At 69.1% G+C, this 18,581-nt stretch carries 18 protein-coding genes; 8 read left to right on the top strand and 10 right to left on the bottom strand.

Features of this window, described 5'->3' with window-relative positions; all coding sequences use genetic code 11:
- Positions 1-37 precede the first annotated feature (37 nt).
- Entirely contained in the window at positions 38-886 is an 849-nt protein-coding gene (locus AC1DWT_RS28075) for a 3-hydroxybutyryl-CoA dehydrogenase (RefSeq protein ID WP_072944635.1), read from the top strand.
- Here the strand turns inward: AC1DWT_RS28075 and ubiG are convergent.
- A complete protein-coding gene (gene ubiG / locus AC1DWT_RS28080; RefSeq protein ID WP_072944637.1) occupies positions 877-1,716 on the bottom strand; it encodes a bifunctional 2-polyprenyl-6-hydroxyphenol methylase/3-demethylubiquinol 3-O-methyltransferase UbiG in 840 nt (279 codons plus the stop codon). The genes AC1DWT_RS28075 and ubiG overlap by 10 nt on opposite strands.
- A 90-nt stretch (positions 1,717-1,806) precedes the next feature.
- On the opposite strand from ubiG, the gene AC1DWT_RS28085 reads away from it, so the two are divergent.
- A complete protein-coding gene (locus AC1DWT_RS28085) occupies positions 1,807-3,051 on the top strand; it encodes a hypothetical protein (RefSeq protein ID WP_477923173.1) in 1,245 nt (414 codons plus the stop codon).
- Positions 3,052-3,137: 86 nt separating this feature from the next.
- Positions 3,138-4,583, top strand: a complete 1,446-nt coding sequence (locus AC1DWT_RS28090; RefSeq protein ID WP_072944641.1) for an MFS transporter — start codon at positions 3,138-3,140, stop codon at positions 4,581-4,583.
- Between the two features lie 12 nt (positions 4,584-4,595).
- Here AC1DWT_RS28090 and AC1DWT_RS28095 read toward each other — a convergent pair whose 3' ends face one another.
- Together AC1DWT_RS28095 and AC1DWT_RS28100 are read right to left on the bottom strand one after the other, a co-directional pair.
- Positions 4,596-5,015 carry a hypothetical protein gene (locus tag AC1DWT_RS28095; protein ID WP_072944643.1) on the bottom strand — a complete coding sequence of 140 codons (420 nt, stop codon included), beginning with the start codon at positions 5,013-5,015 and terminating at the stop codon, positions 4,596-4,598.
- Between the two features lie 53 nt (positions 5,016-5,068).
- The gene (locus AC1DWT_RS28100) at positions 5,069-5,524 is read right to left on the bottom strand and encodes a GNAT family N-acetyltransferase (protein ID WP_072944644.1); all 456 of its coding nucleotides are present in this window, start codon (positions 5,522-5,524) and stop codon (positions 5,069-5,071) included.
- Positions 5,525-5,639: 115 nt separating this feature from the next.
- Between AC1DWT_RS28100 and AC1DWT_RS28105 the strand changes: the two genes are divergently transcribed.
- Positions 5,640-7,130, top strand: coding sequence for an MFS transporter (locus tag AC1DWT_RS28105; RefSeq protein WP_095863428.1), 1,491 nt, complete (start codon positions 5,640-5,642; stop codon positions 7,128-7,130).
- Between the two features lie 34 nt (positions 7,131-7,164).
- Entirely contained in the window at positions 7,165-7,548 is a 384-nt protein-coding gene (locus AC1DWT_RS28110) for an RNA-binding S4 domain-containing protein (protein ID WP_072944648.1), read from the top strand.
- A gap of 4 nt (positions 7,549-7,552) precedes the next feature.
- On the opposite strand, the gene AC1DWT_RS28115 is transcribed toward AC1DWT_RS28110, so the two are convergent.
- From AC1DWT_RS28115 to AC1DWT_RS28130, 4 genes are all read right to left on the bottom strand, one after another.
- The gene (locus tag AC1DWT_RS28115; protein WP_095863427.1) at positions 7,553-8,467 is read right to left on the bottom strand and encodes a diacylglycerol kinase; all 915 of its coding nucleotides are present in this window, start codon (positions 8,465-8,467) and stop codon (positions 7,553-7,555) included.
- Positions 8,464-10,044 carry an FAD-binding oxidoreductase gene (locus AC1DWT_RS28120; protein ID WP_072944881.1) on the bottom strand — a complete coding sequence of 527 codons (1,581 nt, stop codon included), beginning with the start codon at positions 10,042-10,044 and terminating at the stop codon, positions 8,464-8,466. Before AC1DWT_RS28120 ends, AC1DWT_RS28115 begins: the two co-directional genes overlap by 4 nt.
- 82 nt (positions 10,045-10,126) lie before the next feature.
- The gene (locus AC1DWT_RS28125) at positions 10,127-11,404 is read right to left on the bottom strand and encodes an MFS transporter (RefSeq protein ID WP_072944652.1); all 1,278 of its coding nucleotides are present in this window, start codon (positions 11,402-11,404) and stop codon (positions 10,127-10,129) included.
- A 45-nt stretch (positions 11,405-11,449) separates the two neighbouring features.
- Positions 11,450-12,448: an aldo/keto reductase gene (locus AC1DWT_RS28130; protein ID WP_378682606.1), complete on the bottom strand. Its 999-nt coding sequence runs from the start codon at positions 12,446-12,448 to the stop codon at positions 11,450-11,452.
- 83 nt (positions 12,449-12,531) lie between these two features.
- On the opposite strand from AC1DWT_RS28130, the gene AC1DWT_RS28135 reads away from it, so the two are divergent.
- Both AC1DWT_RS28135 and ilvD read left to right on the top strand, forming a co-directional pair.
- Entirely contained in the window at positions 12,532-13,098 is a 567-nt protein-coding gene (locus AC1DWT_RS28135; protein ID WP_477923181.1) for a TIGR03086 family metal-binding protein, read from the top strand.
- Positions 13,099-13,135: 37 nt separating this feature from the next.
- Positions 13,136-14,830, top strand: a complete 1,695-nt coding sequence (gene ilvD, locus AC1DWT_RS28140; RefSeq protein ID WP_477923183.1) for a dihydroxy-acid dehydratase — start codon at positions 13,136-13,138, stop codon at positions 14,828-14,830.
- Positions 14,831-14,896: 66 nt separating this feature from the next.
- On the opposite strand, the gene AC1DWT_RS28145 is transcribed toward ilvD, so the two are convergent.
- Positions 14,897-15,550 carry a S1 family peptidase gene (locus AC1DWT_RS28145; protein WP_072944659.1) on the bottom strand — a complete coding sequence of 218 codons (654 nt, stop codon included), beginning with the start codon at positions 15,548-15,550 and terminating at the stop codon, positions 14,897-14,899.
- A 121-nt stretch (positions 15,551-15,671) separates the two neighbouring features.
- Positions 15,672-16,388 carry a DUF6319 family protein gene (locus AC1DWT_RS28150; protein WP_387490686.1) on the bottom strand — a complete coding sequence of 239 codons (717 nt, stop codon included), beginning with the start codon at positions 16,386-16,388 and terminating at the stop codon, positions 15,672-15,674.
- Between the two features lie 164 nt (positions 16,389-16,552).
- Here AC1DWT_RS28150 and AC1DWT_RS28155 point away from each other — a divergent pair, with 164 nt between their 5' ends.
- The gene (locus tag AC1DWT_RS28155; protein WP_179377647.1) at positions 16,553-17,608 is read left to right on the top strand and encodes an adenylate/guanylate cyclase domain-containing protein; all 1,056 of its coding nucleotides are present in this window, start codon (positions 16,553-16,555) and stop codon (positions 17,606-17,608) included.
- Positions 17,609-17,811: 203 nt separating this feature from the next.
- On the opposite strand, the gene AC1DWT_RS28160 is transcribed toward AC1DWT_RS28155, so the two are convergent.
- The gene (locus tag AC1DWT_RS28160; protein ID WP_083395614.1) at positions 17,812-18,483 is read right to left on the bottom strand and encodes a TetR/AcrR family transcriptional regulator; all 672 of its coding nucleotides are present in this window, start codon (positions 18,481-18,483) and stop codon (positions 17,812-17,814) included.
- Positions 18,484-18,581: the final 98 nt, after the last annotated feature.

Here is an 18,581-nt window from a genome sequence, read left to right on the forward strand (position 1 = left end):
CTCGCTAACCACGCACGGGCATATCTAAGGAGAATTTGTGGAACTAGTAGGCGTGATCGGCGGCGGCACCATGGGTGCCGGCATCGCCGAGGTATGTATCAAGGCCGGCAGCTCGGTTCTCATCCTCGAGACGAAGCCGGAGTTCGCCGAGGCCGCGCAGGCCCGGATCGAGAAGTCCCTCGCCCGCGGGGTCAAGGCGGGCAAGCTCGACCAGGAGGCCGCGGACGCCGCGCTCGCCCGGGTGCGGGTCACCCTCGACATCGACGACTTCGCCGACCGCGACCTCGTCATCGAGGCGGCGCCGGAGATCGAATCCCTCAAGGTCGACATCTTCCAGAAGCTCGACAAGGTCGTGAAGCCGTCCGGCATCCTCGCGTCCAACACGTCGTCCATTCCGCTGATCAAGATGGCCAACGCCACGCAGCGTCCCGGGCAGGTCGTGGGTGTCCATTTCTTCAACCCGGTGCCGGTGATGCCGCTGGTGGAGATCGTGGTCAGCCTCGTCACGTCGGAGGAGACCGTCACCGCGGTCACCGACTACGCGAAGAACACGCTGCGCAAGAAGACGGTGCGAGCCGGTGACCGCGCGGGATTCATCGTGAACGCGCTGCTCATCCCGTACCTCACGTCGGCGGTCCGGATGCTCGAGTCGGGTTACGCCACCGCCGAGGACATCGACGAGGCCATGAAGGGCGGCTGCGGGTACCCGATGGGCCCGCTGACGCTGATCGACACCGTCGGTCTCGACATCACGCTCGCCGCCGCGGAGTCGCTGTACGCGGAGTTCGCCGAGCCGCACTACGCTCCCCCGACGCTGCTCAAGCGCAAGGTGGATGCCGGGCACCTCGGCAAGAAGAGCGGCAAGGGCTTCTACGACTACAGCTGATCGCGCCCGTCCGGGAGCCCGTCGCGTTGTCGCGGCGGGCTTTCGCCGTTCGCGACGGCGTATCCCATGTACGAGATGGCCGTGCTCCGGATCTGCCCGAAGTCGAGGCGGCGGCTCAACTCCCCGTAGCTGAGCCGGGTTCCGCCCGCCCGGGCGAGGTCGAGGAGCCGGAGAGGATTCTTCGACCGCGGCCCGAGCCCGACGATCTCGCCGAGCCGCAGATCGCGGCGCTCCAGGATCGCCGTCAGCTCCGCGGGACGGATGCACATCGACCAGTCGTGGATGGGGGTGTCGAACATCCGCGTCATCCGCCACTCCTGCATGATCTTGATGGCGACGAGCTTGCTGACGAATGTGCGGTTGATGGTGTCGAACAGGTACAGGCCGCCGGGTTTCAGCACGCGGGACGTCTCGGCGATCACTTCGCCCAGATCCGACACGTGCTCGAGGACGTCGCAGCAGTAGACGACGTCGAACGTGGAGTCCGGCACGGGGAGTCGCTCGCCCGACCCGATGCGGTACTCGATGTCGAGTTCCGCGCGGTCGGCGTGACGGCGGGCGGTGTCGATCGACACCGGGGACGGATCGATTCCCGTCACGCGGAATCCGATCCGGGTGAACTCCTCCGCGAGGAACCCTCCACCCGACCCGACGTCGAGGGCACGCAGACCGCGATAGTCAGGACCGATCGTCTGGCCGAGCACCTTGCGGAAGTAGGCGAATCGTCCCGGCGTCAGGCTTCCGTGCAGCAGGTTGAGCGGGTTGTCCTCCTCCCACCACGACTCCCCCACCCGGTTGTAGACGTCGTTGTCGATGACCACACGGACCACCCCTTCTCTGCCGAGCGCACTTCGACGACTCCAGCCTTCCCCTGCGCGTCGGTCACTTCAAGGCCGACACCCGTACGCGATGCTCGGAGGATGACTTTCCGGATCTCGCACGTGTGCCTGCTGCTGGGCGGGTTCGTCGCGGGAATTGCGTTGACGTCCACCGGGTCCGGTGGGTTCGTGTTCGTCGTGGGCCGTGAGGTCCTGGACGCGTCGTATCTCGATCCCGCCGCCGGTGCCACCCTCGCCGCGGTCGTCGCAGTCCTGGTGACGGTGCTGGTTCGGGCCCGCCGGGGCCTGTCGGCGCTGTCGTTCGCCGGCCTCGCACTGCTGGGCGTCGCCCGTTCGATCGGGCCGTGGGACTTCGAGATGTTCCTCGGCGGCGTCGCTGCGGGACTTCTCCTCGGCGGTCTCGTCGGACTGTGCGCCACCGCCGACCTCGAGTGGTTGCAGACCGCACTCGCGGCGGGTGTCCTCACCGGGGTCCTCCTCGACGGACCGATCGAGCATCTCCGGATATCCCTCCCCCGGCGCTACGCGGACTACCTTCCCGGACACACCGTCGATGCGGCGGCGCTGGCCGTCCTAGCGCTCACGGCCGTGGTTTTGGCTGTGGCGTTGCGATCCGGCGACTTCGGCGAGCGGGCGGACCTCGCGGTGAGCAGGCGCGCCGTCGTCGCGGGGATCGTGGTGCCGCTGGTCGGGCTGGTGCTGTGCTGGTGGTTCGTTCACCAGGCGTGGGACGTGGACTCCGACGGCGGAATGAAGGGCCGGTGGGTGTTCGGGATCGTCCTCGTCGCGGTGGTGATCGCCGCCGCGCTGTGGCTGGAGGGCCGCACCGGGATCGTGTTGCTCGCCGCGATGGCGCTCGTCGCCACGGGCGGCATCGGCAGGTCCGCGTTCCCGGATTCGTGGCCGTGGCTGCTGTTGCCCGCGGCACTGTCACTCGCGGGTGCCGTGCTCGGACGGCGTTTCCCCCAGCCGGTTCTCGGCATCGCGGCGCTGGCGGTGGTCGCCGCGTCGGCAGTGTTCGAGCACCCGCCGTGGGACAACCTGCAACTCGGCGCGATGTGGCTGCTCCTTCCGCTCGCGGCCACGTACACGTTCGCGTCGAGCGTGCCGTCGAGCGGACCGGTCACCGCGGCGGCGCTGGCGATCCCCGCCGCGCTCACCGTCCCCCTGGTCGTCGACTACGGGTGGACGGCGTACACGCCGCTCACCACATCGGGGACCACGCCGTGGCCGGACTCGTGGGGGTGGACGTCCACGGGAGTGTCGGTGGCCGCCGTGGTCGCGTACGGCCTCACCGCGGCCTACCTCGGAAAACGCCCCTCCTGACTAATATGCAGGATACATATGTTGTGCACCATGCATAGACTGTGTAGGGTGCACAAATTGTGTTTCGCAACGTCAAGGAGATTCGTGTGGACAGTCCGACGCCCGTCGTCCGCCCGGGCGGCCTCGTCGCCGTGCTGGCATTCACCGGCATCGTCGCCGCACTCATGCAGACCCTCGTGGTGCCGCTGATCGGTGACCTGCCCCGACTCCTCGGCACGACCGCCTCCAACGCATCCTGGGTGATCACCGCGACGCTGCTCGCCGGCGCGGTGGCTACCCCGGTCACGGGACGTCTCGGCGACCTCTACGGCAAGCGTCGAATGATGCTGATCTGCACGGTGCCGCTCGTCCTGGGCTCGGTGGTCTGCGCACTCGCGACGACCCTGGCCCCGATGGTGATCGGCCGGGGACTGCAGGGCGTCGGGGTGGGCCTGATCCCGCTGGGAATCAGCGCCTTGCGGGACCTGCTGCCGCCCGAGCGCCTGCACTCCTCCATCGCCCTGATGAGCTCGTCGATGGGCATCGGCGGTGCCCTCGGCCTGCCGCTCGCCGCGACGGTCGCCGAGAACGCCTCATGGCGGGTGCTGTTCTGGGGCGCCGCCGGGCTCAGCGCGGTGATCGCCGTACTGCTCTGGTACTTCGTGCCCGCCACCCCGGTGCACGGCACCCGGGGCCGCTTCGATCCCGTCGGGGCGGTCGGGCTCGGCGTCGGACTGGTGTGCCTGCTGCTGGCCGTGTCCAAGGGCGCCGACTGGAGCTGGACGAGCGGCACCACCCTCGGCCTGTTCGCGGCCACGATCATCGTGTTGACGGCGTGGGGCCGGTGGGAACTCCGCACTCCGCAGCCCCTCGTCGACCTGCGGGTCATCGCCGGACGTCAGGTGCTGCTGACCAACGCCGCGTCCGTCGTCGTCGGCTTCGCGATGTACGCCCAGTCGCTGATCGTTCCGCAACTCCTGCAGTTGCCCGCGTCGACGGGATACGGCCTGGGACAGTCGATGCTGGCGATGGGTCTGTGGATGGCCCCGTCGGGCCTGATGATGATGGCGGTGTCCCCGTTCGGCGCCAAGCTGTCGTCGACCCGCGGACCGAAGGTCACGCTGCTAGTCGGCAGCCTCGTCATCGCCCTCGGCTACGGGTCGTCGATGTTCCTGATGGGGTCGACGTGGGGTCTGGTCGTGGTGACCTGCATCTGCGGCGCGGGCGTCGGTCTCGCCTACGGCGCGATGCCCGCCCTCGTGATGAGCGCCGTGCCGCAGTCCGCGACGGCGTCCGCGAACAGCGTGAACTCCCTGATGCGTTCGGTGGGCACGTCGGTGTCCGCGGCCGTCGTCGGCGTGGTCCTGGCGCAGATGAGCGTGCAGGTCGCGGGCCACACCCTGCCCACCGAGGGCGGATTCCGGACCGGTCTGCTGATCGGTTGCGGTGTCGCGCTCGTCGCCGCGGCCATCACCGTGGCAATTCCCACCCGACGTGCACCCACACCGCCGAACACGGCTCCCACCGAACCGCTCGCGTCGTCGAAGGCATAGCCGTCGACCGCCCTACTTGTGCAGGGCGTATCCGGCCACGGGGTTGCCGTTGATGTAAACGGTGCCCTCGTAGGTCCCGTCCGGCCTCGGGGTGATCCGGTCGGTGAGGAAATTCAGGCCGGACGGGCTGTAGTCGGTGACGAGGGAGCCGCCCGGTTCCGGGGTGGTCATGCCGAAGATGTAGGGGAAGAACACCCCGAAGTTGTCCATGACCCATCCGGGTCCGAACGTCTTGCCCTTCCAGATCAGGTCGCCACCGAGAACGTTGGTGGTGCCGAGGTACGTGCCGGCAGGCAACGGGACCGGCATGGGCGCGGGGAGCGGCGGCGGCATGGGCGCCGGTACCGGGTCTGCAGCGGCCGTCCCCGCAGCGAAGAAAGACAGGCCGGCCACCGCGACGGCCCCGACCGCGACCTTGCGCATGATGTCCATGAGTTCTCCGTATATCGAGGTGCGTGGCGGAAAGTGTCGCACGTACACAGCCGTCACAGGGCGAGTGTGAAGAAGATGCTGTTCGGATCGTTGTCGTAGTCCCCGAACGGAGGACATTCGGTGAAGCCGTGCTCGGTGTACAGCCGCCTTGCCGGGGCGAAGAAATCCTCGGTGCCGGTCTCGAGGCTGAGCCGGACGTACCCGCGTGCCCGCGCCTCGTCGACCAGGTGCGTGAGGAGCCGGGTGGCCACACCCCGCCCGCGCGCCTCCGTGGCCGTCCGCATCGACTTGATCTCACCTTCGGCCGCCGAGAGCTCACGCAGAGCCACGGTTCCCAGCACGGCCTCCTCGTCCCACAACGTCCACACGGTGACCGAGGGGTCCCGCAAACCGGACAGATCGAGGGCGTGAACGCTCTCGGGCGGCGACGTGGCACGCATGTCCGCCAGGTGCTCGGCCAGCAGTCCGTGCACGTCCTCGCGGGACAGGTCGTCGACTTCGATATACACGTGCAGGCTCTCGACTTTCGGTTTCCGACCGGGCAACGCTGTCGAGTATGCCGAAGCCGGCGCGAGAAATCGCAACGAGTACCGCACTGCCTGGACCGCAGCGCACCATGGGGAGATGACCGAGACAGTTCTGCGCCTGAGCACCCGCCAGGGGCGGTGGGTGGTCACCGCCACCGTTCTCGGCTCGAGCCTCGCGCTACTGGACGGCACGGTGGTGAACATCGCCCTGCCCCACATCGGCGAGGACCTCGGGTCGGATGTCGCCGGAATGCAGTGGGTACTGAGCGGCTACACCCTCGCCCTGGCGTCGCTGATCCTGCTGGGCGGGGCGCTCGGGGATCGCTGGGGCCGGCGACGCGTCTTCGTCTGGGGGACGGTCTGGTTCGCGGTGGCGTCGCTCCTGTGCGGCATCGCACCCGACATCACGATGCTCGTGATCGCCCGAATTCTGCAGGGTGTCGGGGCTGCAATGCTGACCCCCGGCAGCCTCGCACTGATCTCGGCGTCGATTCACGAGGACGACCGCGGCGCCGCGATCGGACTGTGGTCGGGGCTCGGTGGGGTGGCCGGGGCGATCGGACCTCTGCTGGGCGGCTGGCTGGTGGAGGTGGCCGGCTGGCGGTCGGTGTTCCTGATCAATCTTCCGCTCGCCGTCGTCGTCGTGTGGGCGTCGATGCGGCACGTCCCCGAGAGCCGGGACCCGCATCCGTCCGATCACCTCGACGTGCTCGGGTCGGTGTGCGCGGTGGTCGGTCTCGGCGCCCTCACCTACGGTCTGATCGAGATGAACCTGATCGCCGGGGTGGTCGGAGCCGTCGCGCTGATCGCGTTCGTCGTGGTGGAACGGCGCTCACCGAACGCGCTGGTGCCGCCGAGCCTGTTCGCGTCGCGCATGTTCGTGGCGGCGAACCTGGTGACGCTCGCCGTGTACGCCGCGCTCGGCGGCGTCTTCTTCCTGCTGGTCCTGCAGTTGCAGTTGGTGGCCGGATACTCGCCGATCGAGGCCGGGGTCGCCACCATCCCGATCACGCTGGCGATGCTGGCGTTCTCCTCCCGCGCCGGCAGCTACGCCCAGACCCACGGCCCCCGGCTACCGATGACCGTCGGGCCCGCCCTCGCAGCGGTCGGGCTGCTGTTGATGACGCGGATCGGGCCGGACGCGAGCTATTGGACGGTCGTGCTTCCCGGCGTCGTCGTGTTCGGTCTCGGACTGTCCGCCATGGTCGCGCCGCTGACCGCCGCCGTGCTCGGGTCGGTCCCGGTGGAGCAGTCGGGCATCGCGTCCGGGGTGAACAACGCGGTCGCGCGCACCAGCCAACTGCTGGCGGTGGCCGCACTCCCTGGGATCGCCGGGATCGACGCCGAAAGCATGATCGACCCCACCAGCTTCTCGCACGGCTTCCGCATCGCGATGTACATCTGCATCGCACTGCTCCTGGTCGGGGCGATCATCGCCGCAGCCCTGATCCGCGCTCCCGCTCCGCCGGCTCCCACCCCGCTTGGTCCCGTCCCGGATTCGGTTGCATGCAAACCACATTGCGACGTCACCGGTCCGGCCGTGCAACCGGCCCTCGCGCGGCCCGGCCCCACCCCGCCGGAGGGGTGACGCGACTGCGGGCACGCTTTCGTATCCTGGTCGGGTGGCGATTTCCGGTACCGACCCGTCGAGCGTCCGGGTCGACAGCTGGACGTGGGCGGTCCGGCTGTTCAAGACGCGTTCCGCGGCGGCGGCCGCGTGCAGGTCGGGGCACGTGCGGGTCAACGGCAGCACCGCGAAACCGGCGCAGCCGGTCAAGGCCGGCGACGAGGTCCGCATCCGCGCGGCCGGTGTCGAACGGATCGTCGAGGTGATCCGGCCGATCACCAAACGGGTGGGCGCGGTGGTGGCCGTCGAGTGCTACACCGACAACACACCACCACCCCCACCGCGCGAGGTCCTCGCGTCCATCCCGCAGCGCGACCGCGGCGCGGGCAGGCCGACCAAACGCGAACGCCGCGAGATGGACCGGTTGCGCGGGCTGTGACCGCTCAGGCCGGGGTGTGGCTGAGGATCCGCAGCGCGGCAGGCACCGCCTCGATGGTGACCGGCAGCGGGCCGACGCGGTCGCCGTCCGCGTAGGCCGTGATGCCGTCGCACTGCAGTCGCACCGTCCGCGAGCGGTAGGTCTGCACGTCGGGGAGTTCCACGTGGGTGCCCTTGTACACGCGGGGGAACAGCCGGACCAGCCTCGACCGGCGGCCGTAGTCGACGACGGTGACGTCGAGCAGTCCGTCGGTCTTGTCCGCGTTCGGGCAGATCTGCATCCCGCCGCCGTAGGAGCGGCCGTTGCCGACGGCGACCAGTGTCGCGTCGACCTCGAAGGTCTGGTCGTCGAGTGCGATGCGGTAGTGCAGCGGGCGGAGTTGCGTCAGTTCGGCGAGCATCGCCAGGTTGTACCGCATCGGGCCCTTCGGCCAGGACATCCGGTTGGCGCGGTCGGTGACGAGTGAGTCGAAACCGCTCGCGACGATCGTGCCCGCCCACACGACCGCACCGCTGTCGAGGGTGATCCTGGCGAGGTCGGATTCCTGCACCTCGCCGTCGGCGATGACGTCGGCGGCCGCGACGGGGTCGCCGACGGGGATGCCGAATTCGCGCGCATGGTCGTTGCCGGTGCCTGCCGGGATCAGGCCGACCGGTGTCCCGGACTGCGCCGCCGCCTGCAACCCGATGCTGATGGCGCCGTCTCCCCCGACGACGACGAGCGCGTCGGTGCCGTCGTCGATGGCCCGGCGGGCCAGCGTGCGCGCGTGATCGGCGTCCGTACCGATGATTTCGGTGACGGCGACGCCGCGTTCCCGCAGGCGCGCGACCCCCTTGCGCCCGGCGACCGGCGCGTGGCCGTGCCCGGCGAGCGGGTTGACGAGGACGGTGACCTTCTCGATCACCTGCTGCGTGCTCACGGAATCAGCTTGCCGGGGTTGAGGATTCCCGCGGGATCGACGGCGTCCTTGACGGCCCGCAGAATCGTGACGCCCAGATCGCCGATCTCGTCCCGCATCCACGGGCGGTGGTCGACGCCGACCGCGTGGTGGTGCGTGATGGTTCCGCCGGCGGCGACGATCGCGTCCCCGGCGGCGGTCTTGGCCCGCCGCCACTGCTCGATCGGGTCGTCCGCCTGCGCCGACACGACGGTGAAATACAGCGAGGCGCCCGTCGGGTACGTGTGCGAGATGTGGCAGAGGACGAGCGGCGGGGTGCCCTGCGCCGACAGCGATTCCGTCAGCGCGGTGGTGACGGCCGCGCGGAGGGCGGCGAGGTTGCCCCACGTGGTCGCGGTTTCCAGCGTCTCGCACAGCGCTCCCGCGTCGAGCAGCGAGTCGCGCAGGTACGGTGCGTCGAAACGGCCGTGCTCCCAGCCATTTCCGGGTTCCTCGCCCAGGGACGTGCCGCCGCGCGCCTGCAGCACCGCGCGGGCCTCCGCCGTCCGTTCCGCGGTGTGCTCCGCGGTGCCCTCGAACGTGGTGATCGCCAGGCAGCCGCCGGTGACGGTCTCCTCGCCGATCTTGTCGGTGGTCGCCAGGTTCACCGCCGTCTCGGCCTCGTCGGACAGTCGCAGCACGGTCGGGACCGCACCCTCCTGCCGCAGCGCGCGCAGCGCGGCCGCGCCGGTCGCGAAGTCGGGGAAACGCCAGCCCTCCCGCACGGTGGTGGCCGGGACCGCGTGCACGCGGACCCGCACCCGGGTGATGACGCCGAGCGTGCCCTCCGACCCGACGAACAGTTCGCCGAGGTCCGGGCCTGCCGCGGACGCCGGGGCACGCCCCGTGTCGAGGGTTCCGGCGGGGGTCACCACCCGCAGTCCCTGCACCATGTCCTCGAACCGGCCGTACCCCGCGGACGCCTGCCCCGACGACCGGGTGGCCGCGAAACCGCCGATGGTCGCGAACATGAAACTCTGCGGGAAGTGCCCGAGCGAGAAGTCGTGCGCGCCGAGCAGTTCCTCGGCGAGCGGACCGGTCACACCCGCTCCGAGCGTCGCGATGCCGGAGTCGGTGTCGAGGTCGATCAGCGAGTCGAACCGGCGCAGGTCCAGCGAGACGACGGCGTCGAATCGGTCGCGCACCGGGTCGAGTCCGCCGACGACGCTGGTTCCGCCGCCGAACGGGACCACGGCGATGCCGTTGGCGGCGCAGTACCGGAGCACGTCGGCGACCTCGGCGTCGGTGCCGGGGGTGACGACGGCGTCGGGCGCGTTCTGGGGTTCGGTGCTGCGGCGGCGCAGCAGGTCGAGCGTGCTCTTGCCGCCGGAACGCAGCAACCGGTCGGTGTGTGCGGTACTGGCGAACTGCTCTCCGACGATGCCCGCGAGCGCGGTGACGTGCTGGTCGGAGAGTGCGCTCGGAGCGAGGACGGCGTCGTCGGCCGCCCGGCCGGAGGGTTCCCTGATGGTGACGCCGAGGGCCTGCTGCAGCAGTCCCTTGATGCCGTCCGAGAGGACCTTGTGCTTCTCGGGCGCGCCCCAGGCGTCCCACTGCATCGGGGGTGCCGTCAGGACGGCGTGATCTTCCGAACGCTCATTGCTCATGCGTTATAGTGTTACACATCATGTAAGAGTGTAACTAGTCCTTCGGGCGATCGCCCCGCTCCCGCCACACCTGCCGGATCGGCCGCAGCACCAGTCCCATCTGCTTCCGCGTCTTCCCCCGCGTCACCAGAACCCCGGTGATCGCCACGATCCAGACGGGATACTGCACGAGCCAGGCCACCCGGAAACTGTCGAACGAATACCCGCCCATCGCGTCGAGGATGAGCCCCATCGCCTGGATGACCAGCAACGAGGCCAGGAAGCCGCCGATGTTGACCATTCCCTGCGCGGTTCCCATGCTGGTACTGGGGTTGAACATGCGGGCGTAGTCGAAGCCGATCATCGAACCGGGGCCGCCCACCGAGATCACCATCACCAGAAGTGCCAGCAACCAGATCGGCGCCGGGCCCGGCAGTGCCAGCACGACGGTCCACATCGCCGCGTTGCTGATCATGATCGCCAGCACCAGATACGAGCGGCGCATCGGGAACCGGCCGCTGAGGATGCCGATGATCGGCCCGGCCACGATCGCCGAGATCACCGACAGCGTGAGCAGCGAACCGGCCTCGGCCGCCGACAACCCCTGCGCCGACCTCAGGTACGGCACACCCCACAGCAGGGCGAACGTCGTCATCGAGAACTGCGTGCCCATGTGGGTGAAGAAGCCCAGCCGGGTGCCGTGCCGCCGCCACACCGCGCGGATCTGCGTTCCCACCTCCCGCAGTCCGGCGGGTGCGGCCACCACCTCGAGACCGGGCGGGGCGTTGCGGATGACGGACACTGCCAGCACGAAGGACAGCAACCCGAGCGACGCCGCCGTGCCGTACGCGAAACTCCAGCCCGGCCCGTTCAGCAGCAGCATCAACGGCAGCGCCGACAGGATCTGACCGATCTGACCGAAGATGCCCGTCAGCTGGGACACGAGCGGGACCCGCCGCGGCGCGAACCATTGCGGCACCAGGCGCAGCACGGAGATGAACGTCATCGCATCGCCGACGCCGACGAACACGCGCGCGGCGACGGCAAGCGGCAGCGATTCGGTGAGCGCGAGCAACATCTGCGCCGACGCCATGATGAGCGCGCCGGCGGCGATCATGACCCTCGACCCGTACCGGTCGAGGAGCACACCGGCCGGGATCTGCATCCCCGCGTACACCACGATCTGGAGTACGACGAAACTCGACAGCACACTCGGACTGATCGAAAATCGTTCCGACGCCGCGAGGCCCGACACACCGAACGAGGTTCGATGCAGGACGGCGACGATATATGCGACAACCCCGACGCCCCACACCAACCACACTCTGCTCATCGCAGATCAAACTACCCGCCAGCAGGTATTACCCGCTGGGTGAAGTCACTCGCGGCCCAGCGACACCCAGGTCGGATCGGCCGTGCGCTCGCCGACGGTGAGGTCCGCGAGCAGGTCCAGACGGGCGATCTGCCCCTCGGTCAGGGTGAGCGCGACCGCACCTGCGTTCTCCGTCACACGGGCCGCGAACCGGGTGCCGGGAATCGACACGGACGGCAACCCAAACTCGCGGCCCTTCGCGTCCAGCCACGCCAGCGACACCTGGGCGGGCGTCGCGTCGAGTTCGGCGGCCACCTCGCGGACGACGTCGAGCACCTTCAGGTTCGACGGCAGCGCGTCGTCCCCGAAACGCGGGAACCGGCGACGCAGATCCTTGTCGCCCAGCGCGGCCGGGTCGTACGTTCCGGTGAGGAAGCCCCGGCCCACCGGGGAGTACGGCACGAAGCCGATGCCCAGTTCCGCCGCCGCGGGCACCACGTGCTTCTCGACGTCGCGACTCCAGATGCTCCACTCGCTCTGGATCGCGGCGATGGGATGCACCCGCGACGCGCGACGGAGTTCGTCGCCGGTCGCCTCCGACAGTCCGATGTGGCGGACCTTCCCCGCTTTCACCTGTTCCGCGATCGCGCCGACGGTGTCCTCGATGGGCACCTCGGGGTCGACGCGGTGCAGGTAGTACAGGTCGACGGTGTCGACACCTAGCCGGCTCAGCGATTCGTCGAGGGCCTGCCCCACGTACTCGGGCTTGCCGTTGATGCTGCGCCTGCCGTTCGCGATGTTGCCGACGAGACCGAATTTGGTGGCCAACTGCACCTCGTCGCGGCGTTCCTTCAGCACCGTGCCCACCGCGGTCTCGCTCGCGCCGTCGCCGTACACGTTGGCCGTGTCGATGAACGTCACTCCGATGTCGATGGCGTGGTGGAGGGTCGCGAGCGCCTCCGCGGGATCGACGGGGCCGTACACGGGGGCGACGGACATGGCGCCGTAGCCCTGCGCACTGACGGTGAGGCCTTCGGACAACTGCACGGTGGGGATGTTGGTCATGCGCCCATCCTTCCCGAGCACCCCGACAGGTGCATCGTTTGGAATCGCGCTGATCGTGACCCGGCTGCCTCTACCCTGAAGGCATGGCATTCGACTGGTTCGAACTCGCCCGCATCGCCCACCGCGAGTTCGGTGCGCGGGTCACCGCGATCACCGACTGGTCGGCGCCGACACCGGACGGCGAATGGGACGTCACCCACCTGGTGCGGCACGTCATCGAGGAACAGCAGTGGGTTCCCCCGTTGCTCGCCGGGAAGACGGTCGGCGAGGCGACCCCGGACATCGAACCCCTCCACGGCGACATGCGGGCGGAATGGCAGCGGTATTCGGACGCGGCCATCCGCGCGTGGTCGTCGACCGACCCGCAGACGCACGTGCATCTGTCCTACGGCACGGTGCCGCTCGAGCCGTACCTGAGGCAGCAGACCGCCGACGTCACCATCCACGCCTGGGACCTCGCCAAAGCCACCGGATCCGACGACACGCTCGACCCGCAACTCGTCGCCGGGGTCTGGTCGGACCTCGACGGCCAACGCGAGATGCTCTCCGAGAGCGGACTGTTCGCCGACCCCGTCGACGTACCCGCCGACGCACCGCTGCAGGATCGCCTGATCGCCCTGACCGGTCGCGATCCCCGGCAACGCATTTAACCAACCGCCGCCGAGGGTCCCGCCTACGCTGGGATGCATGAGTACTCCGGATCCGAAACCCCGCAGCCGCGACGTCACCGACGGACTGGAGAAGACCGCAGCACGCGGCATGCTCCGTGCGGTGGGCATGGGCGACGACGACTGGGGAAAATCCCAGATCGGTGTGGCGTCGTCGTGGAACGAGATCACCCCCTGCAACCTGTCGCTCGACCGGCTCGCGAAGGCCGTCAAGGACGGCGTCCACGCCGCGGGCGGGTATCCCCTCGAGTTCGGCACCATCTCCGTCTCCGACGGCATCTCGATGGGACACGAGGGCATGCACTTCTCCCTCGTGTCCCGTGAGGTGATCGCCGACAGCGTGGAAACGGTGATGCAGGCCGAACGCCTCGACGGATCGGTGCTGCTCGCCGGTTGCGACAAGTCGCTGCCCGGCATGCTGATGGCCGCGGCCCGCCTCGACCTGTCGAGCGTGTTCCTCTACGCGGGTTCGATCCTGCCGGGGGTCGCCAAGCTGTCCGACGGCACCGAACTCGACGTCACCATCATCGACGCGTTCGAGGCGGTCGGCGCCTGTTCGCGCGGACTGATGAGCCGCGAGGACGTCGACGCCATCGAGCGCGCCATCTGCCCCGGCGAGGGCGCGTGCGGCGGAATGTACACCGCGAACACGATGGCCAGTGCCGCCGAGGCACTCGGCATGTCGCTGCCCGGCAGCGCCTCCCCGCCCGCCACCGACCGTCGTCGCGACGGGTTCGCGAGGCGCAGCGGTGAGGCCGTCGTCGAACTGCTCCGCCGCGGCATCACCGCCAGGGACATCCTCACCAAGGAGGCGTTCGAGAACGCCATCGCCGTGGTCATGGCGTTCGGCGGTTCCACGAACGCCGTCCTGCACCTGCTGGCGATCGCGAGCGAAGCGGATGTCGAACTGACCCTCGACGACTTCTCCCGCGTCGGCGCGCGCGTCCCGCACCTCGCGGACGTCAAACCGTTCGGCAAGCACGTGATGAAGGACGTCGACCACATCGGCGGTGTCCCCGTCATCATGAAGGCCCTGCTCGACGCCGGGATGCTGCACGGCGACTGCCTGACCGTCACTGGCCGGACGATGGCCGAGAACCTGGCCGACATCGCGCCGCCCGACCCGGACGGCAAGGTGCTGCGGGCGATGAGCTCGCCCATCCACCCGACCGGCGGGATCACGATCCTCAAGGGTTCCCTCGCCCCGGGCGGCGCGGTGGTGAAGTCGGCCGGGTTCGACTCCGACGTCTTCACCGGCACCGCCCGAGTCTTCGAACGGGAGCGGGCCGCGATGGATGCTCTGGAGGACGGCACGATCACGAACGGCGACGTCGTGGTCATCCGCTACGAGGGACCCAAGGGCGGTCCCGGCATGCGCGAGATGCTCGCGATCACCGGCGCCATCAAGGGCGCAGGCCTGGGCAAGGACGTCCTGCTGCTCACCGACGGCCGATTCTCCGGCGGCACCACCGGCCTGTGCGTCGGGCACGTGGCACCGGAGGCCGTCGACGGCGGTCCGATCGCGTTCGTCCGCGACGGCGACCAGATCCGCCTGGACGTCGGAAAGGGCACGCTGGAATTGCTCGTCGACGAGAAGGAACTCGCCGGCCGCAAGAGCGAGTGGGAACCCCTGCCCCCGCGCTATACCCGCGGGGTCCTGGCCAAGTACACGAAGCTCGTCGGTTCCGCCTCGGGCGGCGCCGTCTGCGGATAGGCGCTTCGCGCCCGTGCGCCTTTCTGGTTGTCCTGGCTACCAAAAAGGCGCACGGGCCCGAAGGGCCTAGATGGGCCGGAACCCGGCGCCGGGACCGGCGTTCGCGTTCATGTCGGCGACGATCGAGTTGAGGTTGGTGCCGATCTCCGGGCCGATGCACGGGGCGGCGAGGTAGGCGTTGACCATGGCGACGAGGGTGGTGCCGACGACCATCGGTGCGCCCGAGTCACCTTCGATCACGCAGGCCTGGGTCCACGTCTCCCCCGTCTGCATGAGGTCGCCGTAGACGATGCCGCACGTGTTGCCCGTGGTTCGACCTTCCTTGCACGCCACCTGCGGGAACGCTGCCGGGGCGCCGATCCGGGTGATGGTGACGCCGCCGACCCGGTTGACCGGGACGACCTTCGCCGGATCGAACTGGATCACCGCGTAGTCGAGCGCGGGGTTGGAGATGACGAACGTCCCGATGATGCCGCTGTCCTGACTGGCCTCGGGCACCACGTACGAGCCGACCTCACCGCAGTGGCCCGCCGTCAGGCCGACGAGCCTGCCCGCATTGTCGTGCCCGATGGTGGTGAGTGAACAGACCAGTTCGTCGTTCACCACGATCCCCGAACCGCCCCCCATGACGGCGGCCGGAGCTGCTGTCGCGGTCCCTGCCGCAACGAATCCCAGAATTCCCGCTGTCGCCGCAACAACCGCCGCGAATCGTTTCAACATTTTTCGAACCTTCCCGGATGAGCCCCGACGGCCGCGTGTCTCTCCATAAGAATCCCACCCCGCACAAGACCTGCGTGGGGGAATGCCGATGTAGAGACCGCGGCCGTTGCCCGCTCCGGTACTACTCGCCGGCGCCGAGTGCCTCCAGTGCTTTCCGGGCGTCCTCGAGTTGCCGGCTCAGCTCGTCGACCCGGGCGGCGGCGAGGTTGCGGGCCGCCACGATGATCGACTCGACGGCCTCGATCGCCGTCTCCTCGCCGAGTTCCCGGACGGCACGCTCGACGGCGTCCGGTGACACGGGGACGGCCTTACCGGGACGCTTGGCTCCGTGCGCGACGGTGACGCTCCAGTCGTTGTCGGCGCCGGCGTGGATGGTGACGCTGACTCCGGCCGGCACCTTCTTGGCGGTGCGTTTGGCCGGTGCCGCGGCGGGTTTCGGGACCGCGGCGGCGGCCGGTTGCGGCACCGCGACGGTCTTCGCCGCGGGCGTCTTGGGGGCGGGCGGCGGACCCGGTTCGATCTCCTGGTGCACGACCGGCGCTGCGGGGGCGGACTTGGCGGCGGGCGCCGGCTTGGGCGCCGGAATTCGTCTCATCAGAAGCTCCTCGGCTTCGAAGGGGAGCTCGTCGTCGACACCCTTGGGGCGGATCAAGACCGTATTGCCTTGCACGGAGATGACTTTGGCCGAGTCTCCGGCCTCGAGCCCGAGGCTGGGCATCGCCTCGCGCAGATACACGGTGGCCCGCTTGCCTTCCGCGATCGCGGCAGCGAGGGTCTCGAGATTCTCCGCGGTCAGGTGATCCGGTGCGGCGGCGCCGGAACGTCTACGGGGCGGCATGCGCTGTCCTTTCTGGTCTGTCTCCTGGTTACGCTCGTGAGCACCGCAACTCTTGCACACACCACCGACGGTTCCGCATCGGACGGGCTCGCACAGTGGCAGATTGAGGGCGATGGTCGCACGAGCGACAGCGCGTGCGCATCGAAGATATCGAGAGGAACGACGTGACCTCGGAAGCACCGGAAAACGGCGACGAGACGGCAGCGCCGACGGAGATCTCACCGACCCTGCTCCGCGACGTCCAGGCCGATCTCGAGGAGTCGCTGCTGGGTGGGCCCCGCCGGTACACGCGGGCCGAGATCGCCGATATCGCGGGCGTATCGGTCGAGCGAGCGGACCGCCTGTGGGTGTCGATGGGGTTCGCGGTCGACATCGACCCGGACAGCGTCATGTTCACCGAGGGGGACGCCGCCGCGCTGAGGACCATCGCGTCACTCGTCGACCGGGGGATCATCTCACCGGAACGCGAAGTGGCGGCGGCCCGCGCTCTGGGCCAGTCGTTGTCGCGGCTCGCCGAATGGCAGGTGTCGCTGATCAGCACGCACATCGTCGATCAACTCGCGGGCTCGGCGGGCAGCGACGAGCAGGCGATCCGGGAGCAGGTGCGGGGACTCACCGCCGAGATCCTTCCGGCGGTCGAGTCGCTGCAGGCGTACGTGTGGCGCAGGCACGTCGCCTCGACCACGGGCCGCAACGTGGGCAATCCCGGTGAGGAGGTCGCGAGCCGGACCCTGGTGGTCGGATTCGCGGACATCGTCGGATATACGTCCCTGACGCGTCAGCTCGGTGCCCGGGATCTCGCGGACCTGCTGGAACGCTTCGAGTCGGCCTCGACGACGGTGATCGGCGGGCATCAGGGGTGGGTGGTGAAAACGGTCGGCGACGAGGTGATGTTCGCCGTCGAATCGCCGGCCGATGCGGCGGAAATCGCCCTGCAACTCCAGGAGCGGGTCCTGCCGGACGAGACGGACCCCGAACTGCGGGTCGGTCTGGCGATGGGTCCGGTTCTCGTCCGGTTCGGCGACCTCTACGGTTCCGTCGTCAACACCGCGGCGCGACTCACCGGTTCGGCGCGTCCCGGCACGGTGCTGATCGACGAGGAACTCGCCCACGAACTCGACGGCGCTCCCGATTACTACCTCAAACAGCTACGCCCACGACGCGTTCGAGGGATACGCAGGCTCGAGCAGTTCGTGCTGCGYCGGAACCGGGACGCCTGACGAGCGTCAGCTTCCGAAGGGAAGGGTTCCGGGCGGGATGGAGTATCCGCTGCTGCCGGCGGCGACGCCGCCCCACGCACCGAGGAGCCAGTTGAGTGCATCAGTGATCATCGAAAAACCTTCCCACACCATTCATCAGACAGGCGCGGCGTCGGGTGCCGCGCGCACTGCCACGGTAATGACGACAGCCTGAGCTGTCGACGTCATAATGCCTGAGCAGGCGGTATCTCGTGCAGCGCCGGCGGCCGGGCACCGGCTTCGACCTGCGCGGCGCGTGCCGCGAGGAAGTCGTCGACGATCTGCTCACACGCGGTGCGTCCGAGCGGGGTGAGGGTGGCGAGCCGGGTGAAGACGAGCGGTCCGAGAAGCTGGGCGAGGGCGAGGTCGTAGTCGAATTTTCCGAGGCGTTCCGCCGCCTCGGGTGTGCCGAAGACCTGGTCGAACGCCGCCCGGTACTGCGCGACGATCGTCTGCCGGAGCGTCCGCAGTTCCGGTTTGTCCGACTGGGCGGCGTCCGCGCTCGAGTAGTCGTCCAGCGCGGGGCCCATGCCCAGCCAGCACATCGCCGTCACGTTCATGGGGGCACTCTCGATGAGTTTCGCCTGACTGACCATCAACTCGACCAGCCGGTCGCGGAGGTCGCCTTCGGCGGGCACCGTCGGGGCCGGCGGAATCAGCCGCCCGAACGCCGCGGCCACCAATTCGGTGCCGTTGTCGAAATGCCGGTAGAGCGTGGCACGAGCCACCTTCGCCAGCGTGGTGACGGCGTCGATGGTGACGGCGTCCGTGCCGCCCTTCGCGAGGAGAGTTGTCGCGGCGTCGAGAAGTCGCGCACGCGAGCGCTGCCTGCGGGGATCCTGCTCGGTCATCTGCACCGCCCGTTCCTGCCACTGCCCGACCTCTTGTGAACTGTCAGTCTACCAACGATACTGACAGTCTTATTTCTATCGGGAGGAGTGTCGTGCACGCTCGG

It is taken from the genome of Rhodococcus sp. P4_B6 (assembly GCF_056402215.1).